Genomic DNA, 22,922 nt, shown 5'->3' with positions numbered 1-22,922 from the left:
GGCTGAGCTAGAGCGCGGAGATCCCGGCCAGCTGCCGCAACTGCACGGTCGAGGCGGGGATCATCGACGCGACCTTGACGGCCTCGTCGCGATCCGCGGCGCCGAGCAGGTAGATGCCCGTAGCGATTTCGGCTCCCTCGACATACGGCCCGTCGGTGATCAGGACCTCGCCGTTGCGCACCCGCACGGTCGTCGCCGTGGACCGGTCGTGCAACGCGGCACCGCCGATGATGCGATCGCCGGCGGCCGCATGCAGATCGGCGTGCTTGGCGGCCACCGCCTCCCACTCCGGCGTGCCCGGGGTGTGCGCGGATTCGGCCGGTTCCAGCAGCAGCGCGAGCCAGTCGTTGCCGGTGAGCTTGCGGGACAGCTCAACCGAGTGGACGGTCGGCCAGACTTCCACGGCCCCCCACTTGGCGATCGGGACGTCGCGCGCCAGTGCCAGCGCCTCATCGAGGTTTTCCGCCTCGAACACGTAGTAGCCGCAGGCCACCTCCGCGCCCTCGGCGAAGGGCCCGTCGGTCACCATCGGCGCGTCCGGGCCGCCGGTGATGGTCGCGGCCGCGGCGGCGGGAGCCAGCGCGTCGCCGGACTTGATCGCGGAGCCGGCCTTGGCGTGGAAGCTCTCCCATTCCGCCATCGCGGCGGCCGCGTCGTCGGGTGAGCGGTCTTGCTCCTGGCCGATCAACAGGGCGAAGTACTGCATGTTCGTCACCTCCGGGTAGTGAGCGAAGCCTCGTGCTCCACTCTCTACCTACTCGACGAACGGCGCAGCCCCGATCCGACAGTCGCCGCAAAAAACTTAGGAGGCGGAGACGGCACCCGGCTTGAGGTAGGTCACCAGGCTGCAGTCGAGCAACTCGTAGTCGAAGTAGTGCTCGCAGCCGCGCAGGTACTTCATGTACCGCTCGTAGACCTCTTCGGAGGTGATTTCGATGGCCTTGTCCCGGTTGGCTTCGAGCGCATCGCCCCACATGTGCAGCGTTCTGATGTAGTGCGGCCGCAGCGAAAGCGGTTCGGGAACAACGAAACCGGCCTTCTCGCCATGCTCGACCATCATCTCGGTGGACGGCAATCGGCCGCCCGGGAATATCTCGGTGACAATGAACTTGATGAACCGCACCGTCTCGAAAGTGATCTTTTTGCCGCGGGCGGCCATGTCGTAGGGATGGTAGCTCACGCTGCTTTGAATGGTCATCCGGCCGTCGTCGGGCATGATGTCGAAACACCGCTTGAAGAAGTCGGGGTAGTTCTCATGGCCGAAGTGCTCGAAGGCCTCGATCGACACGATCCGGTCGACCGGGTCGGTGAAGTCCTCCCAGCCGTGCAGGCGAACCTCGCGCGAGCGGCCGGTGTCGAGCGCCGCAAGCACCTGCTCGCTGCGGGCGTGCTGGTTCTTGGACAGCGTCAGGCCGATTACGTTGACGTCGTACTTCTCGACCGCGCGCTTCATGGTCGTCCCCCAGCCGCAGCCGATGTCAAGCAGCGTCATGCCCGGCTTGAGGTCGAGCTTGTCCAGGTTGAGATCGATCTTGGCCAGCTGGGCTTCCTTGAGCGTCAAATCCGGCGGCTCGAAGTAGGCGCAGCTGTACGTCCGGGTCGGGTCCTGGAACAAGGCGAAGAAATCGTCGGAGACGTCGTAGTGCGCCTGAATGTCTTCGAAGCGCGTCCGCGTCTTCGTCGGGCTCGGTTGCTCAGCCATTCTCGTCTTGCTCTCCTGAAATCGCGTTCGCCGCCTGAACTGCAGGTATGCCGCGTGGCGTTGTCTGGCCTGCAACGATACCCAAGGTCACTTCGCGAGCGTGAATTGGTCGCAGTCGACGTAGCCGGTCCTGAATCCCTTGGCGCAGCCGGTCAGATATTTCATGTACCGTTCGTACACCTCTTCGGACTGGATCGCGATGGCCTCGTCCCTGTGCGCCTCGAGCGCCTCGGCCCAGAAATCCAGGGTCCGGGCGAAGTCCGGCTGCAGTGACTGCATGCGGACGATTTTGAATCCGGCCCGCTCCGAGTGTTCCTGGACTTTCTCGATCGTCGGCAGCCGGCCGCCCGGGAAGATGTCGGTCACGATGAACCTGATGAACTTGGCCAATTCCATCGTCACTGGTATGCCGCGCTCAATGAGCTGCCTTCCGTGCAACCCCGTGATCGTGTGCAGCAGCATCACACCGTCGGCCGGCAGAGCCGCGTACGCGTACTTGAAGAAATCGTCGTAGCGGTCAAAGCCAAAGTGCTCCAACGCTTCGATGACGACGATGCGGTCGACCGACTCGCCGAACTCCGCCCAATCCCGCAGCAGCACCCGTCGCGAACGAGTGCTGTCGACTCCATCGAGCAGTTGTTGGCAGTACGCATGCTGGTTCTTGGACAGGGTCAGCCCGACGACGTTGACGTCGTAGCGCTCAATGGCGCGCTTCATCGTCGAGCCCCAGCCGCAGCCGATGTCGAGCAGCGTCATGCCGGCCTCGAGGCCCAGCTTGTCCAGCGTCATGTCGAGCTTGGCGACCTGCGCTTCCTGCAGGGTCATGTCCTCGCGCGCGAAGTACGCGCAGCTGTACGTGCGGGTTGGGTCGACAAACAGTGCAAAGAATTCGTCCGAAAGGTCGTAATGTGCCTGGACATCGCCGATATTAGATCGCGTGCGCGTGGGGACCGATGAGTTGTCAGACATGTGCCCTCCCGATGGACGCACACCTGGACCAGGTGTCCATCCCCGGGGACCCTACACCGGGCAGAGCCGCATAATTTGCATTTAAGACCGCATGCCGCGGGTTTCTGGCGGTACCGCTATTTCTCCAGCGTGAACTGGTTGACATCGATGTACCCGATCCGGAACGCGTCGGCGCAGCCGGTCAGGTACTTCATGTACCGCTCGTAGACCTCTTCGGACTGGATCGCGATGGCCTCGTCCCGGTGCGCCTCGAGGGCCGCGGCCCACAGGTCGAGGGTCCGGGCGTAATGCGGCTGCAGCGACTGCCGGCGGGTCAACGTGAACCCCGCCTGCGCCGACCGCTCCTGGACCATCTCGATCGACGGCAACCGTCCGCCCGGGAAGATCTCGGTGACGATGAACTTGATGAACCGCGCCGTCTCGAACGTCAGCGGAATGCCGCGCTCGGCGCACTGCGGGCCCGTCAGCCCGGTGATCGTGTGCAGCAGCATCACCCCGTCGGTGGGGAGGACTCTGTGCGCGAGCTTGAAGAAATCGTCATAGCGGTCGTGGCCGAAGTGCTCGAACGCGCCGATCGACACGATGCGGTCGACGGGCTCGTCGAACTGCTCCCAGCCGGCCAGCAACACCCGCTTGTTGCGCGGGCTGTCCATGGCGTCGAACGACTTTTGCACATGGGCCGCTTGGTTTTTCGACAACGTCAGGCCCACGACGTTGACGTCGTATTTCTCGATCGCCCGGCGCATGGTGGCACCCCAGCCGCAGCCGACGTCGAGCAGCGTCATGCCCGCCCGCAGGCCCAACTTGCCCAGGGCCAGGTCGATCTTGGCGAGCTGCGCCTCTTCCAGCGTCATGTCGTCACGCTCGAAGTAGGCGCAGCTGTACGTCTGGGTCGGGTCGAGGAACAGGCGGAAGAAGTCGTCGGATAGGTCGTAGTGCGCCTGCACGTCGTCGAAGTGCGGCGTCAGATCCTTGGCCATGGCGTTATGTTCCTCCCTCGGTGCCGGCCGGACACCTCACTTCGTCAGGGTGTATTGGCCCACGTTGGAGATGCCTTTGCGGAAGAGGTTCGCGCAGCCGGTGAGATAGCGCATGTAGCGGTCGTAGACCTCTTCGGACTGGATGGCGATCGCGCGTTCCCGATTGTCCCGCAGATTGGCCGCCCACATGTCGAGCGTCCGCGCGTAGTGCGGATGCAGGTATTGGATCTCTTCGACCGTGAACCCAGCGGCTCGTGCATTGTCGACGATATCGGCCTCGCTGCACATCCCGCCGCCCGGAAAGATCTCCGTCCCGAGAAAGCGAAAGAATCGCAGGTCGCTCATCGTCACCTTGATGCCGTGCTCGCGCCAGTACGTCTGCGGGTGGGTGAAGATGCTGTGCAACAGCATGCGACCGTCGTCGGGGAGGATGTCGTACGAGCGCTCGAAGAACGTGCCGTAGCGCTCCTTGTGGAAGGCGTCGAAGGCCTCGATGGTGATGATCCGGTCGACCTTCTCGTCGAACTCCTCCCAGCCCTGCAACCGCGCCTCGGCGTGTCGTGTCGTCGGGATGGCCGCCAGCCTGGCCTTGCTGCGCTCGTAGTGGTTGCGGGACAAGGTAAGTCCGATGACGTTGACGTCATACTTCTCCACCGCGCGGACCAGCGCCCCGCCCCAGCCGCACCCGACGTCGAGCAGCGTCATGCCGGGCTGCAGCTGCAGCTTGTCCAGCGCCAGATCCAATTTGGCGAGTTGTGCCTCTTCGAGCGTCATGTCGTCGCGCTCGAAGTATGCGCAGGTGTAGACCCAGGTTGGGTCAAGGAACAGACCGAAGAAGTCGTCCGAAATGTCGTACGCCGCTTGCGAGTCTGCGTAATACGGTTCCAGCTCCGCCATTATTCGACATCCTCCCAACGCCATACCGTACAACGGGGTAAGAGCGTCCGTGAAATCACAAAAGCGCTCCGGAAACCGGCCGAGCCTGGCCTCTAGCTGGCGTCGGCGAAGTTGCTAGTCAGCACGCCGATCAGCCGATCCCACAACTGCTGAGGCAGGTCGTGGCCCATGCCGTCAAACAAGACTAGTCGAGCGCCGTCGATGGCGCGCGCGACGGCGCGGCCGCCGGAGGGTGGCATCAGTTTGTCCGCGCGGCCGTGTATCACCACGGTCGGCGCGACCGTGCGCCGGTTGTAACGCAGCAGGCTGCCGCTGGCCATGATCGCGCTGAAATGCCGGGCGACGCCCCAGGGGTAGTAGCTGCGTTCGTAACCCTCGATCGCCTCGGCGCGCACCTGCTCCTCGGGCGCGCGGTAGCGCGGGCTGCCGGTGATCTTGGTGACGCGCACGACGTTGTCGACGATCATGTCGAGCGGCGAGCCGGGCGGCGGCCCCTTGAGCACCGCAAGCAGGGCGCGCGGGGCGGGCGGCGGCAAGAACGGGCGATTGTTGCTGGAGAAGATGACGGCCAGGCTCTTGGTCCGCTCGGCGAATCGCGCCGCGAACACCTGCGCGATCATGCCGCCCATCGACGCCCCGACGATGTGGGCGCGCTCGATGGCCAGGTGATCCAGCACGGCGGCCGCGTCGTCGGCCAGGTCTTCCAGCGCGTAGGCCGCCTCGGCGCGTAGCCCGAACCAGAACCGCAGCAGCCGCGGGACCATGGGCTCGCCGGCGCCCGCCTTCGGCGTCTTGCTGGACAGGCCGACGTCGCGATTGTCGTACCGGATGACCCGCAGGCCCTGGGCGACGAGCTTCTCGCAGAACGCGGTCCGCCACAGCAGCAGCTGCGCGCCCAGCCCCATGATCAGCAGCACGGGTGGGTCGTCGACGTCACCCATGTCCTCGTAGTAGAGCTTGAGGTCGCCCGAGATCGCGGTGCCGGTGCGGATTTCCATCGGGCAGCCCTAGACCTCCACGTCGGTCTGGTGCTCGCGGCTGACCTCGACCATGAAATTGGCGAAGTAACCCGTCAGCTGCGGGTCCGACATCATCTGCCACTTCGGGGCGAGCAGCTTCATGTACCGCTCGACGTAGAGGAACTGCTTGCCGATGAGCACCAGCTCCCGGGGCAGCTTGACGTCATAGGCGTCGGCCAGCGTCGACAGCTGCCGGCCGATGTCGGCGTAGGACATGTCGCCCAGCGTCTGCATGGTCAGCGGGGTGGCGAAGCGCTCCAGGTCCTTGGCGGCCTGGGCCTCGGGCTTCATGGTGCCGACGGCGCCCATCAGCACCACGATCTTGCCGGCCGAGGCGTGGTCCTTCTTCACCAGCAGCGCGTACACCAGCTCGCGCAGCAGCCAGCGGGTGCGGGGGTCGATGCGGCCCATGATGCCGAAGTCGAAGAACACGATGCGGCCCTGATCGTCGACGTAGAGGTTGCCGGCGTGCAGGTCACCGTGGAACAGCCCGTGCCGCAGCCCGCCCTCGAAGAGGGAGAACAACAGCGCCTTCACCAGCTCGGTGCCGTCGAACCCGGCCTTGCGGATGGCGGCGACGTCGTCGATGCGGATGCCGTGCACGCGTTCCATGGTCAGCACCCGGTCGCTGGTGAAGTCCCAGTGCACCTGCGGCACCCGGATGTTCTTGCCCAGCGGTGAGGCGTGCAGGTGCGACACCCAGGCCTCCATCGACTGCGCCTCGAGGCGGAAGTTCAGCTCCTCGGCCAGATTGTCGGAGAAGTCGGCGACCACATCCTGGGCCGAGAGCCGACGGCCGAGCTTGGCCAGCTCGACCGCCTGGGCGAAGCGCTTGAGGATCTGCAGGTCCGCGGCGACCCGGCGGCGGATGCCCGGCCGCTGGATCTTGACGACGACCTCCTCGCCGGTGTGCAGGGTGGCGTAGTGCACCTGCGCAATCGACGCCGACGCGAACGGCGTTTCGTCCCACTTGGCGAACAGCTCGGCGGGGTCGGCGCCCAGCTCCTCGACGAAGAGCTTGTGCACCTCTTTGGCGTCGGCGGGCGGCACCCGGTCGAGCAGGCCGCGGAATTCGCGCGACAGCGACTCGCCGAACGCGCCGGGGCTGGACGCGATGATCTGCCCGAACTTCACGTACGTGGGACCCAGGTCGGCGAACGTGTTGGGAAGCTGCTTGATCACCTTCTGCTGCCACGGCCCCTTGCTGGGCAGCTTGGTCAGGATGTTTGCGGCGGCGCGGGTGACCTGCCAGCCGGTGGCTGCTACCCGGGCCGCTTCGACCGGCAACGGCACCCGGTCGAGCTTGGCCACCTCGCGGTGCTTGGTAGTAGTCATCTGTGCAGTCTGCCAAATCGAGACTGTCAAGTCCCAATTCCTGTGAGCGCGCTCACCGGTTCTCGCCGAGCGCGAAGTTCTCGGTGAGCGTTTCGATGATCGGCCGCCAGACCTGTTTGGGGAGGTCGTGTCCCATCCCGTCGATCACCACGAACCGCGCCCCGGGGATGGCCGCGGCGACGGCGCGCCCGTTGCGCGGCCGCACCATCGGGTCCGCCGAACCGTGCAGCACGACGGTCGGGGCGGTGATCGCCTTGCTGTAACCCAGCAGGCTGCCGGTACCCAGCACGGCGTCGAATTGGCGCAGCATGCCCGGCGGGTAGCTGCAGCGGTCGGCGAGTTGGCGCACCCGTTCGCGCAGCTCGGCCTCGGGCGGCAGGAAGTTGGGGCCGTTGAACACCGCGACGTTGCGCACCTCGAAGGCCAACTTCTCCTCCAGCGAGGCGTCCTTGGCCGGCGGATCGAAGGCCAGTCTGATGACGCGCCAGGTCGGCAACGCGGCGAACGGCTTGCCGGTGCTCGACATGATGATGCCCAGCGACGCCACCCGGTGCGGCTCGGTAGCGGCCAGGATCTGCGCGATCATGCCGCCCAGCGAGGCGCCCACCACGTGCGCCCGGCCGACGTCCAGATGGTCCAGCAAGGCCACCACGTCGCCGGCCATGTCGATCAGCGTGTAGGGCACCGGGCTGGGCCGGCCCAGCAGGTAGCGCCCGACGCGCCGGTACACCGAGCCGCCGGCCCGCAGTCCGTGCATCTTGGCGGACAGCCCGGTGTCGCGGTGGTCGAAGCGGATGACGCGGTAACCCGCGTCGAGAAGTTGCGCGCAGAACCCGTCGGGCCACATCGGCAGCTGGGCGCCCAGGCCCATGATGAGCAGCGCGGGCGGCGCCGCCGGGTCGCCGAGATCCTCGTAGTAGAGCTCGACCGGGCCGTGCGGCGTCTCGCGGCGCGCGATGCCGCTTTGGATTTGACCTATTTGCGCCAGGGTTGGACCCATCCCTCGATCTGCCAATTCTCCAGCCCGGCGATCAGCTCGTACATGGTGGCGCCGTCGATGGATTCCCGGACGATGTCGGCGTGCCCGGCGTGGCGGGCCAGCTCGTTGATCACGTGCAGGATCACCCAGCGCACCGACCACGCCTTCTGGTCCTTCGGGAACCAGGGGATGTCCCGCGGCACGGGCACCGTGGCGTCGAGGTCCGCGGTTTCGACCAGCCGCAGCGACTCCGCGTTCCGCGCTTCGAACGCCCGCAGCAGCCCGGCCAGCGTCTCGTCGGGCCGCATCACGTGCTGGTCGCCGAACTCCTTGGCGATCTGCTCGAACGGCCGGGGATCCTTCGGCGGCAGGTCCGGCGCGGCGGCGACGCGGGCCATCCAGTTGCGTTGCATGGCCGTAACGTGCTTGACCAGCCCACCGACCGACAGCGCGCTGACCGACGGCGTGGAGCGGGCCTGCTCGTCGGTGAGACCGTACGAGACGGCGAAATAGGCGCTTTGATGGAACGCCAGGAATTCGCGCAGGGCGTTGCGTTCGTCGGTGACGGGCGGGGCGAGTGCGGGCATGGCCCGATCCTAGGTCGAGATGCCGACACATCGGCCGGTTGCGCCGTAAGGTGCGGGGATGCAGGTGATTTCGGCGGGCTCGACCGAGCTGTTCGTCGGGCCGCCGGACGCGCCGCTGCAGCTCGCGCGCATCGGTGTCACGGGCTGCGTCGAGCCGACACCGATCCGCATCGACGGCGACGGCCTGAGTGGGGAGGCCATCGCCCGGCCCGGGAGCGACGTCGTCGAGGTCCCGGTCGCGGTCGAGCGCCCGGTCGTCGGCGAGCGCCGAGCCGCGCGGGCGCGCGCCGGGCGCGTCAGCAGGCCATTCGAGTTCGACATCGCCGAGCCCGGCTGGACCATGTTCATGGTCAGTCACTTTCACTACGACCCGGTGTGGTGGAACACCCAGGGCGCCTACACCAGCGAATGGGCCGAAGACCCACCGGGGCGGCAGGCCAACGGCTTCGCGCTGGTCCGAGCGCACCTCGAGATGGGCCGCCGCGAGCCCGAGTACAAGTTCGTGCTGGCCGAGGTGGACTACCTCAAGCCGTATTGGGACACCCACCCCGAGGACCGCGCCGACCTGCGCCGGTTCATCGCGCAGGGGCGCGTCGAGGTGATGGGCGGCACCTACAACGAACCCAACACCAACCTCACCAGCCCGGAGACGACGATTCGTAACCTGGTGCACGGCATGGGTTTTCAGCGCGGTGTCCTCGGCGCCGACCCGGCCACCGCGTGGCAACTCGACGTGTTCGGCCACGACCCGCAATTCCCCGGGCTGGCCGCCGACGCCGGCCTGACGTCCAGTTCGTGGGCGCGCGGACCGCACCACCAATGGGGCCCGGGCGGCGACGTCGAAGCCATGCAGTTCTGCAGCGAGTTCGAGTGGATCGCGCCGTCGGGCCGCGGGCTGCTCACCCACTACATGCCCGCGCACTACGGGGCGGGCTGGGGGATGGACGAGTCGGCCTCGCTCGCCGAGGCGGAGGGCGCCACGCTCGCGCTGTTCCATCGGCTCAAGAAGGTCGCCCTGACGCGCAACGTGCTGCTTCCCGTCGGGACCGACTACACGCCGCCCAACAAGTGGGTCACCGCGATCCATCGCGACTGGGCGGCGCGCTACACCTGGCCGCGGTTCGTGTGCGCGATCCCGCGGGACTTCTTCGCGGCGGTGCGCGCCGAACTCGCGCAGCGCGGTCGCGAGCCGTCGCCGCAGACCCGGGACATGAACCCGATCTACACCGGCAAGGACGTGTCCTACATCGACACCAAACAGGCCAACCGGGCCGCCGAGAACGCCGTGCTTGCCGCCGAGCGCTTCGCCGTGTTCGCCGCGCTGCTGACGGGCGCCGAGTACCCGCATGCCGCGCTGGCCAAGGCGTGGGTGCAGCTGGCCTACGGCGCGCACCATGACGCCATCACCGGTTCGGAGTCCGACCAGGTCTACCTCGACCTGCTGACCGGCTGGCGCGACGCGTGGGAGCTGGGCCGTGCCCCCCGGGACAACTCGCTGGCGCTGCTGTCGGCCTTGGTGGACGGTCGGGCCGGGGGCGACGTGGTCGTGTGGAACCCGTTGTCGCACAAGCGGACCGACATCGTCACCGCCCGGCTCGGCGCGCCGCTCGGCCCCGGGGTGCGCGTGCTCGATCCCGACGGCACCGAGCTGCCGGCGCACGTGGAGGACGACGGGCGGTCGGTCACCTGGTTGGCGCGCGACGTGCCGTCGCTGGGCTGGCGGGCCTATCGACTGGTGCCGGCGGGCGAACCCGCCGGTTGGGAACCGATGCCCGGCTACGAAATCGGCAACGAGCACTCCCGGCTTCGGGCCGACCCGGCGCGTGGCGGGGGGATCGCGTCCCTGGTTTCCGGCGACCGGCAGCTGATCGCGGCGGGCCGCCTGGGCAACGAGCTGGCCCTCTACGAGGAATACCCGTCGCATCCCAGGCAGGGGGAGGGTCCTTGGCACCTGCTGCCCAAGGGGCCGGTGGTGTGCTCGTCGGAGTCGTCGGCGCGGGTGCGGGCCTACCGGGGCCCGCTCGGTCAGCGCCTGGTGGTGCGCGGCCGCATCGGCGATCAGCTGCGCTACACGCAAACCCTGACGCTGTGGAACGGGCTGGCGCGGCTCGACTGCCGCACGGCCATCGACGAATTCACCGGCGAGGACCGCTTGTTGCGGCTGCGCTGGCCGTGCCCGGTGCCGGGCGCCATGCCGGTCAGCGAGGTGGGTGACGCCGTCGTCGGGCGGGGCTTCGCGCTGCTGCATGACGGGGCGCGCTCGGTGGACACCGCGCGACACCTGTGGACCCTGGACAACCCGGCCTACGGCTGGTTCGGCCTGTCCTCGGCGGTCCGGATCCGGGTCGGCGCCGGGATTCGGGCGGTGTCGGTGGCCGAGGTGGTGTCGCCGGCGGAGGCGGTGTCCGGGCCGCTGGCGCGCGAGCTGATGGTGGCGCTGGTGCGCGCCGGCGTCACGGCCACCTGCAGCGGCGCCGATAAGCCGCGCTACGGCTGCCTCGACGTCGACTCGAACCTGCCCGATGTCCGGATCGCGCTGGGCGGGCCGGACCGCAACGCGTTTGCCAAAGCCGTTCTGGCGCAAGCGGACCCGGAATACTCGGCCGAACTGGAGCGCCAGCTGGCGGCGACGGGGCGGGCCAGGGTCTGGGTGCCGGCCGCCACGCCGTTGGCCGCGGCCTGGGTGCCCGGTGCGGACCTGCGCGCGCCCCGCGCGCTGCCGGTCCTGGTGGTCGACGGCGACCCCAAAGTCCCCGAGGACGGCTTGGCCGCCGCGATCGCGTCGCTGGTCGACGACCTCGAGGATGCCGAGATCGCGGTCAACCAGCGGCCGCCGTCGGGCCTGGAAGCATTCGAATCGCGTACCGTCGCGCTGCTCAACCGCGGGGTGCCCAGCTTCGCCGTCGAGACCGACGGCACGCTGCACACCGCGCTGATGCGGTCCTGCACCGGCTGGCCGTCGGGCACCTGGATTGACGATCCGCGCCGCACGGCGCCCGACGGCTCGAACTTCCAGCTCCAGCACTGGACCCACGTCTTCGACTACGCGCTGGCCTGCGGCGACGGCGACTGGCGCGAGGCCGAGATCCCGGCGCGCAGTGCGGAATTCGGCCATCCGCTGCTCGCCCTGGTGCCCGGCGAAGGGGAGGGTGTGCTGCCGTCGACCGGGTCGCTGTTGAGCGTCGAGCCCGCCGGCTCGGTCCAGCTGGCCGCCCTCAAGGCGGCCGGCAACCCGCTGGCCACAGGCAGTGGCCGGCCCGTCAATCCGAGCGCGGTGGCCCTGAGGTTGGTGCAGACGACCGGGCAGCGCACCCGCGTCGACCTGACCTCCGAGGTGGCCGCGGTGCGCGGGCTCGCCTACGCCGACCTGCTGGAGGAGCGGCACCGACGCGCGGAACCGGTCGACCTGCACGGCTATCAGGTGGCCACCGTGCTGGCCAACCTCGAAACGCAAAGCGCAGCAACTGGTTTCGCGCGGCTGGCGCCGGAAGCCGAGGCCGCCCAGCCGCTTTACGCGCGCTACTGGCTGCACAACCGCGGACCCGCGCCGCTTGGTGGGCTGCCGGCCGTCGCACACCTACACCCGCAGCGCGTGACCGCCGAACCGGGCGGCGAGGTGGTGTTGCGGATCACGGTGGCCGGTGACTGCACCGACGCCACGCTGGACGGCGAGGTGACGGTGCTGTGCCCGGACGGCTGGTCGGCCACACCGGCGGAGCTGCCGTTCACGCTGCACGCGGGCGACCACCGCGAGGCCGACGTGGCGGTGCGGATCCCGGCGCGCGCGCAGCCCGGGCTTTACCCGCTGCGCGCCCGGCTGTGCCTGACCGGGGACGTGCCGGCGCCGTGGCGACAGGAGGTCGAGGACGTGTGCGTGGTGCAGGTCGGCGCGCACGCCGACGCCGATGGGCGCGAGCTGGTGTACCTCGTCGACGGGCCGCGCGACGTCGAGCTCGCGGCGGGCAAGACCGCCCGGCTGACCGTGACCGTCGGCACCCACGCCCGCGCCGCGCTGGCGCTGGAGGCGCACCTGATCAGCCCCTGGGGCACCTGGGAGTGGATGGGGCCCGCCGCGCTCGGCGCGGTGCTGCCCGCCCGCGGCACGGTCGAGCTCGGCTTCGAGCTGAGCCCGCCGCCGTGGCTGGATTCCGGCCAGTGGTGGGCGCTGGTCCGGGTCGGCTGCGCGGGCCGGCTGGTGTACTCGCCGGCGGTGCGGGTGACGGTGACATGAGCGCCGGTCCGGTGGCGACCGTGGCCGGCGACCCGGTGCCCGTCGACGAGGTCGACGCGGCCGAGGCACGGCTGCGCCGCGGCCGCGGGGCGGACACACTGCCGGCGAGGGGCACCGCGGAGGGCAGGCAGCTGCGGCGCTGGCTCACCCAACTGATCGTGACCGAGCGGGTGGTCGCCGCCGAGGCCGCCGCCCGCGGCCTCACCGCCGCCGGCGCGCCCGCTGAGGCCGAGCTGCTGCCCGACGCGACCGCGCGGCTGGAGATCGGCAGCGTGGCCGCCGCCGCGCTGGCGGACCCGTTGGCGCGCGCGCTGTTCGCCGACGTCACCGCCGCGATCGGGGTCGGCGACGACGAGGTGGCCGGCTACCACGCCCGCAACCCGCTGCGCTTCGCCGCGCCGCGCCCCGGACCCCACGGCTGGCGGGCCCCCGCGCAGGTCGCGCCGCCGCTGGCGGAGGTGCGCTCGGCGATCGCCGAGAACCTGCAGGGCGCGGCGCGCAGGCGCGCCTTCCGGGTGTGGCTGGACGGGCGGCGGGCCGAGCTCGTCCGCCTCGCCCCCGGCTACGAGCACCCGGGCGACCCACGCCAACCCGACAACACCCACCGCCACTGATGGCCGCCCTCACGCTCTGCCTCGACATCGGCGGCACCAAGATCGCCGCCGGCCTGGTCGATCCGGGCGGCGCGCTGGTGCACACCGCCATCCGGCCCACCCCGCCCGGCGGCTCCGCGGAGGAGGTGTGGGCCGAGGTCGCCGCGATCGTCGCCGACACGCTGCGCGTCGCCGACGGCGCCGTCACCGCGGTGGGCATCGCCTCGGCGGGCCCCATCGACCTGCCCGCCGGAACCGTCAGCCCGGTGAACATCCCGGCCTGGCGCGGCTTCCCGCTGCGCGACCGCGTCGCGGCCGAGGTCCCCGGCGTGCCCGTGCGCCTCGGCGGGGACGGCGTGTGCATGGCGCTCGGTGAGCACTGGCTCGGAGCGGGCCGCGACGCCCGCTTCATGCTCGGCATGGTGGTGTCCACCGGCGTGGGCGGGGGACTGGTGCTCGACGGCGTTCCGTACACCGGGCGCACCGGCAACGCCGGCCACGTCGGTCACGTGGTGGTCGAGGATGACGGCCAACCGTGCGCGTGCGGCGGGCGCGGCTGCGTCGAGACCGTCGCGTCCGGACCGTGGATGGTGCGCTGGGCGCGGGAAAACGGGTGGACCGCGCCGCCCGGCGCCGGCGCCCGGGACCTGGCCGCCGCGGCGGCGGCCGGGGACCCAGTGGCGCAGCGGGCGTTTCGCCGGGGCACCACCGCGTTGGCGGCGATGATCGCGTCGGTCGGGGCGGTCTGCGACCTCGACCTCGTCGTCATCGGCGGCGGCGTGGCCAAGTCCGGGGACCTGCTCTTCGACCCGCTCCGGGCGGCGCTGGCCGAGTACGCCGGGCTGCAGTTCCTGGCCGGCCTGCGGGTGGTGCCCGCGGCGCTGGGCGGCGAGGCCGGCCTGATCGGAGCGGCCAGGCTGGCCGGGCTCGCGTAGCCGTTTTGGCTGACCGCGGGGCGGCGGGCTATCCTGGTTGCCGATCCACCGAAGACCGTCGGTCACCGAGCAATCGGTTGAAGGTCCGGGAACATCCCGGCGGCCCACGCAGGAGGACGAGGCAGAACACCGGCGCACGCCGGTGCATATTCACGCCCCGGCCGCTTCCTGCGCCGGGGCGTACTTCGTTTTGAGGCGTTCGCCGGTGAATCACCGACAACTTTGACCTCAGGAGGCATGCATGGCCAGGGCTGACAAGGCCACCGCCGTTGCAGACATCGCGGAGCAGTTCAAGGACTCGACGGCCACCCTGATCACCGAGTACCGCGGTTTGACGGTGGCCAACCTGGCCGAGCTGCGCCGCTCGCTGGCGGGATCGGCCACCTACACGGTGGCCAAGAACACGCTGATCAAGCGGGCCGCCGCCGACGCCGGCATCGAGGGCCTCGACGAGCTGTTCGCCGGCCCGACGGCCATCGCGTTCGTCAGCGGCGAGCCGGTCGACGCCGCCAAGGCGATCAAGACCTTCGCCAAGGAGAACAAGGCGCTGGTCATCAAGGGCGGCTACATGGATGGCCACCCGCTGAGCGTCTCCGAAGTCGAGCGCATCGCGGACCTGGAGTCCCGCGAGGTGCTGCTGGCCAAGCTGGCCGGCGCGATGAAGGGCAACCTGGCCAAGGCGGCCGGCCTGTTCGCCGCCCCGGCCTCGCAGATGGCCCGCCTACTGGCCGCCCTGCAGGAGAAGAAGCCCGCCGAAGCCGCTGCGCCGGAGCCTGCCGCAGCGGCCGCCGAGGAACCCGCGGCACCCGAGGCACCCGCGGCGCCCGCCGAGGAAACCCCCGAAGCACCGGCCGAAGCCGAATAACAACCAACCCGCAACTTAGGAAAACAAGGAAGGACCCACACCATGGCCAAAATCTCTAGCGACGACCTGCTCGACGCGTTCAAGGAAATGACCCTGCTGGAGCTCTCGGACTTCGTGAAGAAGTTCGAGGAGACCTTCGAGGTCACCGCGGCCGCCCCGGTCGCCGTCGCCGCCGCCGGTGGTCCGGCCGCGGGTGGCGCGCCCGCCGAGGCCGCCGAGGAGCAGTCGGAGTTCGACGTCATCCTCGAGGCCGCCGGTGACAAGAAGATCGGCGTCATCAAGGTGGTCCGCGAGATCGTCTCCGGCCTGGGCCTCAAGGAGGCCAAGGACCTCGTCGACGGCGCGCCCAAGCCGCTGCTCGAGAAGGTGGCCAAGGAGGCCGCCGACGAGGCCAAGGCCAAGCTCGAGGCCGCCGGCGCCACCGTCACCGTCAAGTAGTTCTGCGTCGCGAAACCCCCGGGACTGCGGTCCCGGGGGTTTCGTGCGCTCAGCGCGCGCCGAACGCCGCGCGGAACGACTGCCAAATCCGTTCGGGCGAATCTCCCAGGGCGACAAGAAGATTGGTGAACAGCGCGCCGAGCACCGGCCGCACCGCCGTGCCGTCGTCGCCGTAGAACCCGGCGAGTTCGAGCAACACGAAACCGTGCATCAGTGCCCAGAACTGGGCCGCTATGGCGACCACCGACTCGTCGTCGGCGCCGCCAACGTTGATCCGGCCCGTCAGCCCCGACCGGCGGACCGCACGCACCAAATGCGAAAAGCTCGGGATGTCCCGCTCGATGTCGGCAACCGTCAGTTTCAGGACGTTGCCCGCCGGAGCGTTGATGCCATGGGCGCTGGTGCTGCCGAACATCAGCCGGTACATGTGGGGGCGGTCGATCGCGTAGCCGCGATAGGCCCTGCCGATGGCCACCAAGTCCGCCACCGGGTCGTCGGTCTCGGGCACCGACAGCGCGGCGTCGAACTGGCGCAGGCTCTCCTCGGCGACCGCGGCAATCAGCCCGCGCATCCCGCCGAAATGGGTGTAGACCGCCATCGTCGAGGTCCCCGCCGCACCGGCCACCCTGCGGGTCTGCAGCGCGTCGGGCCCGTTTTCGTCGAGCAGCTTGACGGCGGCGTCGAGCAACTCGTCGCGAACGCCGCGTACGGCGGGCTCAAGCTCTGAAGTCATTGTTGCCATCTTCTCATCGAGCGCGTACGGTCACAATAACGCTGAAATAACAATGTTATAGGAGCTCAGCAATGACGACGACTGAAACCGTCACGTCCGGGAATCCCTATCTCGAGGGCGTTCTGGCGCCGGTGGGCGCCGAGGTGACCGCGACCGACCTGGAGGTCACCGGGCACATCCCGGAGCACCTCGACGGGCGCTACCTGCGCAACGGGCCGAACCCGGCCGAAGAGGTCGACCCGGCCACCTATCACTGGTTCAGTGGCGATGGCATGGTGCACGGGGTCGCGTTGCGCGACGGCAAGGCCCGGTGGTACCGCAACCGCTGGGTGCGCAGCCTCTCGGTGTGCGCCACCCTCGGCGAGCCGGCGCCGGACCGCCTCAACCCGCGTGCGGGCATGCTGTCCTTCGGCGCCAACACCAACGTGCTGACACACGCCGGCCGCACCCTGGCGCTGGTCGAGGGCGGGGCCGCCAACTACGAGCTGACCGACGAGCTCGACACCATCGGAACCTGCGACTTCGACGGCACCCTGGAGGGCGGGTACGCCGCCCATCCGCACCGCGATCCGCACACCGGCGAATTGCACGCCGTGTCTTACTCTTTCGCGCGCGGGCGCACCGTGCAGTACTCGGTGATCGACAACCGCGGGCGGGCCCGCCGCACGGTCGACATCGAGGTGTCCGGGTCGCCGATGATGCACGACTTCTCGCTGACCGACAAATACGTCGTGCTCTATGACCTGCCGGTGACGTTCGACCCGGTGCAGGTGCTGCCCGCGAACGTTCCGCGCTGGCTGGGCGTGCCGGCCCGGCTGGCGCTGCAGTCGCTGATCGGGCGGGTCCGGGTGCCGGGCCCGATCACCGCGATGATGAACCGCAACCCGAGGCACGACGACCGGATGCCGTACGCCTGGAACCCCAACTACCCGGCGCGCATCGGCGTCATGCCGCGCGAGGGCGCCAACTCCGACGTCCGCTGGTTCGACATCGAACCCTGCTACGTCTACCACCCGCTCAACGCCTATTCCGAAATGCACTACGGCGCAGAGGTTTTGGTGGTCGACGTGGTGCGCTACGCGCGGATGTTCGACCGCGACCGGCGCGGCCCCGGCGACACCGCGCCCAGGCTGGACCGGTGGACCATCAACCTGGCGACCGGCGCGGTGGCCACCGAATGCCGCGACGACCGGCCCCAGGAATTCCCGCGGATCAACGAGACCCGCCTCGGCGGGCGGCACCGCTACGGCTACACCGTCGGCGCGTCCTTCCAGGGCGCCGAGGCGCCGCTGTACAAGCACGACTACGTCACGGGGTCGGCCACGGTGGCCCCAATCGACCCCGAGCTTTTGCTCGGCGAGATGTCATTCGTGCCGAACCCCGCGGCGGCCACCGAGGACGACGGAATCCTGATGGGCTACGGCTACCACCGCGGCCGCGACGAAGGACAGCTGGTGCTGCTGGATGCGCAGACCCTCGAATCGGTGGCTACCGTGCACCTGCCGCAGCGGGTGCCGATGGGCTTCCACGGAAATTGGGCGCCCGCTAGCTAACACTCGCGTCAAATAAACCTGGCGCCAGCGGTCTCAGGTCGGGCAATTTTTGTCAGCGGTCCGATCCAAGCCTGATGCGGGGTGCCTGACGTGCGCTACAGTGACTGATGCCACACAAAAGGGCAGGTGGCGGGCACGAGCGTCGACGGAAGGATTCCCCATGGGCGTCGCAATCGAGGTGAGGGGACTCACGAAGTCGTTCGGTCCCTCGAGAATTTGGGAAGACGTGACGCTGGATATCCCCGCCGGGGAGGTCAGCGTCCTGCTCGGGCCGTCGGGTACCGGCAAATCGGTGTTCCTGAAGTCCCTCATCGGTCTGCTGCGCCCGGAGCGCGGCTCGATCATGATCGACGGCACCGACATCCTCGAGTGCTCGGCCAAGGAGCTCTACGAGATCCGCACGCTGTTCGGCGTCATGTTCCAGGACGGCGCGCTGTTCGGTTCGATGAACCTGTTCGACAACGCGGCGTTCCCGTTGCGCGAGCACACAAAGAAGAAGGAAAGCGAGATCCGTGACATCGTCATGGAGAAGCTGACCCTGGTGGGCCTCGGCGGCGACGAGAAGAAGTTCCCCGGTGAGATCTCCGGTGGTATGCGCAAGCGCGCCAGCCTGGCCCGGGCGCTGGTGATGGACCCGCAGATCATCCTGTGCGACGAGCCCGACTCCGGTCTGGACCCTGTTCGTACCGCCTACCTGAGCCAGCTGATCCTCGACATCAACGCCCAGATCGACGCCACCGTCCTGATCGTGACGCACAACATCAACATCGCCCGGACCGTGCCGGACAACATGGGCATGCTGTTCCGCCGCAAGCTGGTCATGTTCGGGCCGCGGGAGGTGCTGCTGACCAGCGACGAGCCCGTCGTGCGGCAGTTCCTCAACGGCCGGCGCATCGGGCCGATCGGCATGTCCGAGGAGAAGGACGAGGCCACCATGGCCGAGGAGCAGGCCCTGCTGGATGCCGGCCACCACGCCGGCGGCGTCGAGGAGATCGAGGGGGTGCCGCCGCAGATCACCGCGACGCCGGGCATGCCGGAGCGCAAGGCCGTCGCCCGGCGCCAGGCCCGGGTGCGCGAGATCCTGCACACCCTGCCCAAGAATGCCCAGGCGGCGATCCTCGACGACCTCGAAGGCACCCACCGGTTCAAGGCCAACGAGTTCGGCGGGTCGTAAAAATTTGGAATAACGCGATAACACGGTGCAACTTGCCGCCCCGCCCTCTTGACGACCGGGCCTAAACGGGTCAGTCTGTTGGGCAGCATGTACCCACGGGAAGTCGAGATCGCGAGCCAGCGCCGATGTCCCTGGGTTGATTGTTGTGGGTAGTTGAGGAATGCGCGGTCCTGCGCTATTGTTGGACGTTGCGCTGGCTACCTCCTGCCCACCTCACCCGCCACTGACACTGTGGTCTTAGCCTGAGCCCCCTCCCGCGGCTTAGCTACTTAGTTGCGCGCGTGAGATCCGGGCAGATCGTTCGCCAGCCGTACCGACAAATTGATGCGGCGAACGCAGCCGGTTTCCCCGGGGCCGTGAGTCGCACGAGGTGCTGGAAGGACGCATCTTGGCAGATTCCCGCCAGAGCAAGAGTCGCCACCAGAGTTCCAAAGACTCAAATTCCACCAACGGCTCCGTGCCCGGAGCACCCAACCGAGTTTCCTTCGCCAAGCTCCGCGAACCGCTTGAGGTTCCGGGGCTCCTCGACGTGCAGACGGACTCCTTTGAGTGGCTGATCGGGTCGCCGCGCTGGCGCGAGAGCGCAATGGCCCGCGCGGGAAGCACGGCAGGGGCCAACCCGGTGGGCGGCCTCGAAGAGGTGCTCTACGAGCTCTCGCCGATCGAGGACTTCTCGGGCTCGATGTCGCTGTCTTTCTCCGATCCCCGCTTTGACGAGGTCAAGGCGCCGGTCGACGAGTGCAAAGACAAGGACATGACCTACGCGGCCCCGCTGTTCGTCACGGCCGAGTTCATCAACAACAACACCGGCGAGATCAAGAGCCAGACGGTGTTCATGGGCGACTTCCCGATGATGACCGAGAAGGGCACCTTCATCATCAACGGGACCGAGCGCGTCGTCGTCAGCCAGCTGGTGCGCTCGCCCGGCGTCTACTTCGACGAGACGATCGACAAGTCCACGGAGAAGACGCTGCACAGCGTCAAGGTGATCCCCAGCCGCGGGGCCTGGCTCGAGTTCGATGTCGACAAGCGCGACACCGTCGGCGTGCGCATCGACCGCAAGCGCCGCCAGCCGGTCACCGTGCTGCTCAAGGCGCTGGGCTGGACCACCGAGCGGATCACCGAGCGGTTCGGCTTCTCCGAGATCATGATGTCGACGCTGGAGAAGGACAACACCGCCGGCACCGACGAGGCGCTGCTGGACATCTACCGCAAGCTGCGTCCGGGCGAGCCGCCGACCAAGGAGTCCGCGCAGACCCTGCTGGAGAACCTGTTCTTCAAGGAGAAGCGCTACGACCTGGCCCGGGTGGGCCGCTACAAGGTCAACAAGAAGCTCGGCCTGAACACCGAGAACCCGATCACGACGACCACGCTGACCGAAGAGGACGTCGTCGCGACCATCGAGTACCTGGTTCGCCTGCACGAGGGGCAGTCGGTGATGACCGTCCCCGGCGGCGTCGAGGTTCCCGTGGAGACCGACGACATCGACCACTTCGGCAACCGGCGGCTGCGCACGGTCGGCGAGCTGATCCAGAACCAGATCCGGGTCGGCATGTCCCGGATGGAGCGCGTCGTCCGCGAGCGGATGACCACCCAGGACGTCGAGGCCATCACGCCGCAGACGCTGATCAACATCCGGCCGGTGGTCGCCGCGATCAAGGAGTTCTTCGGCACCAGCCAGCTGTCGCAGTTTATGGACCAGAACAATCCGCTGTCCGGTCTCACCCACAAGCGCCGCCTGTCGGCGCTGGGCCCCGGCGGTCTGTCCCGTGAGCGCGCCGGCCTGGAGGTCCGTGACGTGCACCCGTCGCACTACGGCCGCATGTGCCCGATCGAGACCCCGGAGGGTCCGAACATCGGTCTGATCGGCTCGCTTTCGGTGTACGCGCGGGTCAACCCGTTCGGGTTCATCGAGACGCCGTATCGGAAGGTCGTGGACGGGGTCGTCACTGACGAGATCGTGTACCTGACCGCCGACGAGGAGGACCGCCACGTGGTGGCGCAGGCCAACTCGCCGATCGACGCGACCGGCCGGTTCGTCGAGCCGCGCGTCCTGGTCCGCCGCAAGGCGGGCGAGGTCGAGTACGTGCCGTCGTCCGAGGTCGACTACATGGACGTGTCGCCGCGCCAGATGGTGTCGGTGGCCACCGCCATGATCCCGTTCCTCGAGCACGACGACGCCAACCGCGCCCTGATGGGTGCCAACATGCAGCGCCAGGCGGTTCCGCTGGTGCGCAGCGAGGCGCCGCTGGTGGGCACCGGCATGGAGTTGCGTGCCGCGATCGACGCCGGCGACGTCGTCGTCGCGGAGAAGGCCGGGGTGATCGAGGAGGTCTCCGCGGACTACATCACCGTGATGGCTGACGACGGCACCCGGCACACCTACCGGATGCGCAAGTTCGCCCGTTCCAACCACGGCACCTGCGCCAACCAGTCGCCGATCGTCGACGCGGGCGACCGCGTCGAGGCCGGCCAGGTGATCGCCGACGGCCCCTGCACCGAGAACGGTGAGATGGCGCTGGGCAAGAACCTGCTGGTGGCGATCATGCCGTGGGAGGGCCACAACTACGAGGACGCGATCATCCTCTCCAACCGCCTGGTCGAAGAGGACGTGCTGACCTCGATCCACATCGAGGAGCACGAGATCGATGCCCGCGACACGAAGCTGGGCGCCGAGGAGATCACCCGGGACATCCCCAATGTCTCCGACGAGGTCCTCGCCGACCTGGACGAGCGCGGCATCGTGCGGATCGGCGCCGAAGTTCGCGACGGCGACATCCTCGTCGGCAAGGTCACCCCGAAGGGTGAGACCGAGCTGACCCCGGAGGAGCGGCTGCTGCGGGCGATCTTCGGTGAGAAGGCCCGCGAGGTCCGCGACACCTCGCTGAAGGTGCCGCACGGCGAGTCCGGCAAGGTCATCGGCATCCGGGTGTTCTCCCGCGAGGACGACGACGAGTTGCCCGCCGGGGTCAACGAGCTGGTCCGCGTGTACGTGGCCCAGAAGCGCAAGATCTCCGACGGCGACAAGCTCGCCGGCCGGCACGGCAACAAGGGCGTGATCGGCAAGATCCTGCCGGTCGAGGACATGCCGTTCCTCCCGGACGGCACCCCGGTGGACATCATCCTGAACACGCACGGTGTGCCGCGACGGATGAACATCGGCCAGATCCTGGAAACGCACCTCGGCTGGTGCGCGCACAGCGGCTGGAAGGTCGACACCGGCAAGGGCGTTCCCGACTGGGCCGCCAACCTGCCCGAGGACCTGTTGCACGCGGAGCCCAACGCCATCGTGTCCACGCCGGTGTTCGACGGCGCGCAGGAGGCCGAGCTGCAGGGGCTGCTGTCGGCCACGCTGCCCAACCGCGACGGTGAGGTGCTGGTCAACGGCGACGGCAAGGCGGTGCTGTTCGACGGCCGCAGCGGCGAGCCGTTCCCGTACCCGGTGACCGTCGGCTTCATGTACATCATGAAGCTGCACCACCTGGTGGACGACAAGATCCACGCCCGCTCCACCGGTCCGTACTCGATGATCACCCAGCAGCCGCTGGGCGGTAAGGCGCAGTTCGGTGGCCAGCGGTTCGGTGAGATGGAGTGCTGGGCCATGCAGGCCTACGGCGCCGCGTACACGCTGCAGGAGCTGTTGACCATCAAGTCCGACGACACCGTCGGCCGGGTCAAGGTCTACGAGGCGATCGTCAAGGGCGAGAACATTCCCGAGCCGGGCATCCCCGAGTCGTTCAAGGTGCTGCTCAAGGAGCTGCAGTCGCTGTGCCTCAACGTCGAGGTGCTGTCCTCCGACGGCGCGGCCATCGAGCTGCGTGAGGGCGAGGACGAGGACCTTGAGCGGGCCGCCGCCAACCTGGGAATCAACCTGTCCCGCAACGAATCCGCGTCCGTTGAGGACCTCGCTTAATCAAGTTTTTAGGTATCTA

18 protein-coding genes are annotated in these 22,922 nt (G+C 68.6%); 8 read left to right on the top strand and 10 right to left on the bottom strand.

The annotated features are described in order from the left end of the window. Positions 1–7 precede the first annotated feature (7 nt). The 9 genes from AWB92_RS26120 to AWB92_RS26080 form a co-directional block, all read right to left on the bottom strand. Complete coding sequence (locus AWB92_RS26120; protein WP_085190922.1) at positions 8–706, bottom strand: YciI family protein; 699 nt, start codon at positions 704–706, stop codon at positions 8–10. A gap of 96 nt (positions 707–802) precedes the next feature. Continuing rightward, complete coding sequence (gene mmaA4, locus AWB92_RS26115; protein WP_085190830.1) at positions 803–1,702, bottom strand: hydroxymycolate synthase MmaA4; 900 nt, start codon at positions 1,700–1,702, stop codon at positions 803–805. 87 nt (positions 1,703–1,789) lie between these two features. Further along, on the bottom strand, positions 1,790–2,671 hold the full coding sequence (locus AWB92_RS26110; protein ID WP_085190828.1) for a cyclopropane mycolic acid synthase family methyltransferase: 882 nt from the start codon (positions 2,669–2,671) through the stop codon (positions 1,790–1,792). Positions 2,672–2,787: 116 nt separating this feature from the next. After that, positions 2,788–3,651 (bottom strand): cyclopropane mycolic acid synthase MmaA2, encoded by an 864-nt coding sequence (gene mmaA2, locus AWB92_RS26105; protein ID WP_085190826.1) that lies wholly within the window; start codon positions 3,649–3,651, stop codon positions 2,788–2,790. 36 nt (positions 3,652–3,687) lie between these two features. Beyond that, the gene (locus AWB92_RS26100) at positions 3,688–4,548 is read right to left on the bottom strand and encodes a cyclopropane mycolic acid synthase family methyltransferase (protein ID WP_085190824.1); all 861 of its coding nucleotides are present in this window, start codon (positions 4,546–4,548) and stop codon (positions 3,688–3,690) included. Positions 4,549–4,640: 92 nt separating this feature from the next. Beyond that, positions 4,641–5,546, bottom strand: coding sequence for an alpha/beta fold hydrolase (locus tag AWB92_RS26095; RefSeq protein WP_085190822.1), 906 nt, complete (start codon positions 5,544–5,546; stop codon positions 4,641–4,643). A 9-nt stretch (positions 5,547–5,555) separates the two neighbouring features. Then, positions 5,556–6,902 carry an AarF/ABC1/UbiB kinase family protein gene (locus AWB92_RS26090; protein ID WP_068177359.1) on the bottom strand — a complete coding sequence of 449 codons (1,347 nt, stop codon included), beginning with the start codon at positions 6,900–6,902 and terminating at the stop codon, positions 5,556–5,558. A gap of 52 nt (positions 6,903–6,954) precedes the next feature. After that, complete coding sequence (locus AWB92_RS26085) at positions 6,955–7,902, bottom strand: alpha/beta fold hydrolase (RefSeq protein ID WP_085190820.1); 948 nt, start codon at positions 7,900–7,902, stop codon at positions 6,955–6,957. Next, on the bottom strand, positions 7,878–8,468 hold the full coding sequence (locus AWB92_RS26080) for a DinB family protein (RefSeq protein WP_085190818.1): 591 nt from the start codon (positions 8,466–8,468) through the stop codon (positions 7,878–7,880). Before AWB92_RS26080 ends, AWB92_RS26085 begins: the two co-directional genes overlap by 25 nt. A gap of 58 nt (positions 8,469–8,526) precedes the next feature. Here AWB92_RS26080 and AWB92_RS26075 point away from each other — a divergent pair, with 58 nt between their 5' ends. The 5 genes from AWB92_RS26075 to rplL all read left to right on the top strand — a co-directional run bounded on the left by AWB92_RS26075 (position 8,527) and on the right by rplL (position 15,530). Beyond that, positions 8,527–12,699, top strand: coding sequence for an NEW3 domain-containing protein (locus AWB92_RS26075; RefSeq protein WP_085190816.1), 4,173 nt, complete (start codon positions 8,527–8,529; stop codon positions 12,697–12,699). Continuing rightward, positions 12,696–13,313, top strand: a complete 618-nt coding sequence (locus AWB92_RS26070; RefSeq protein WP_085190813.1) for a malonyl CoA-ACP transacylase — start codon at positions 12,696–12,698, stop codon at positions 13,311–13,313. The genes AWB92_RS26075 and AWB92_RS26070 overlap by 4 nt, the downstream gene beginning before the upstream one ends. Beyond that, entirely contained in the window at positions 13,313–14,227 is a 915-nt protein-coding gene (locus tag AWB92_RS26065; protein WP_085190811.1) for an ROK family protein, read from the top strand. The genes AWB92_RS26070 and AWB92_RS26065 overlap by 1 nt, the downstream gene beginning before the upstream one ends. A 241-nt stretch (positions 14,228–14,468) precedes the next feature. Next, positions 14,469–15,092: a 50S ribosomal protein L10 gene (gene rplJ, locus AWB92_RS26060; protein WP_085190809.1), complete on the top strand. Its 624-nt coding sequence runs from the start codon at positions 14,469–14,471 to the stop codon at positions 15,090–15,092. A gap of 42 nt (positions 15,093–15,134) precedes the next feature. Further along, positions 15,135–15,530 carry a 50S ribosomal protein L7/L12 gene (gene rplL, locus AWB92_RS26055; protein ID WP_068133400.1) on the top strand — a complete coding sequence of 132 codons (396 nt, stop codon included), beginning with the start codon at positions 15,135–15,137 and terminating at the stop codon, positions 15,528–15,530. A gap of 49 nt (positions 15,531–15,579) precedes the next feature. Here rplL and AWB92_RS26050 read toward each other — a convergent pair whose 3' ends face one another. After that, complete coding sequence (locus tag AWB92_RS26050; RefSeq protein WP_241523583.1) at positions 15,580–16,263, bottom strand: TetR/AcrR family transcriptional regulator; 684 nt, start codon at positions 16,261–16,263, stop codon at positions 15,580–15,582. 71 nt (positions 16,264–16,334) lie between these two features. Between AWB92_RS26050 and AWB92_RS26045 the strand changes: the two genes are divergently transcribed. The 3 genes from AWB92_RS26045 (at position 16,335) to AWB92_RS26035 (ending at position 22,903) form a co-directional block, all read left to right on the top strand. Beyond that, positions 16,335–17,816, top strand: a complete 1,482-nt coding sequence (locus AWB92_RS26045; RefSeq protein WP_085190804.1) for a carotenoid oxygenase family protein — start codon at positions 16,335–16,337, stop codon at positions 17,814–17,816. A 160-nt stretch (positions 17,817–17,976) separates the two neighbouring features. Continuing rightward, complete coding sequence (locus tag AWB92_RS26040; protein WP_068104611.1) at positions 17,977–18,990, top strand: ABC transporter ATP-binding protein; 1,014 nt, start codon at positions 17,977–17,979, stop codon at positions 18,988–18,990. A 388-nt stretch (positions 18,991–19,378) separates the two neighbouring features. Beyond that, positions 19,379–22,903: a DNA-directed RNA polymerase subunit beta gene (locus tag AWB92_RS26035; RefSeq protein ID WP_142282321.1), complete on the top strand. Its 3,525-nt coding sequence runs from the start codon at positions 19,379–19,381 to the stop codon at positions 22,901–22,903. The last annotated feature ends 19 nt before the right edge of the window (positions 22,904–22,922 follow it).

The sequence above is a fragment of the Mycobacterium sp. IEC1808 genome (genome assembly GCF_002101935.1).
Taxonomy (GTDB): Bacteria; Actinomycetota; Actinomycetes; order Mycobacteriales; family Mycobacteriaceae; genus Mycobacterium.
Note: the sequence above shows the minus strand (reverse complement) of the source record. Positions and strands in the feature narration are given on the sequence as shown.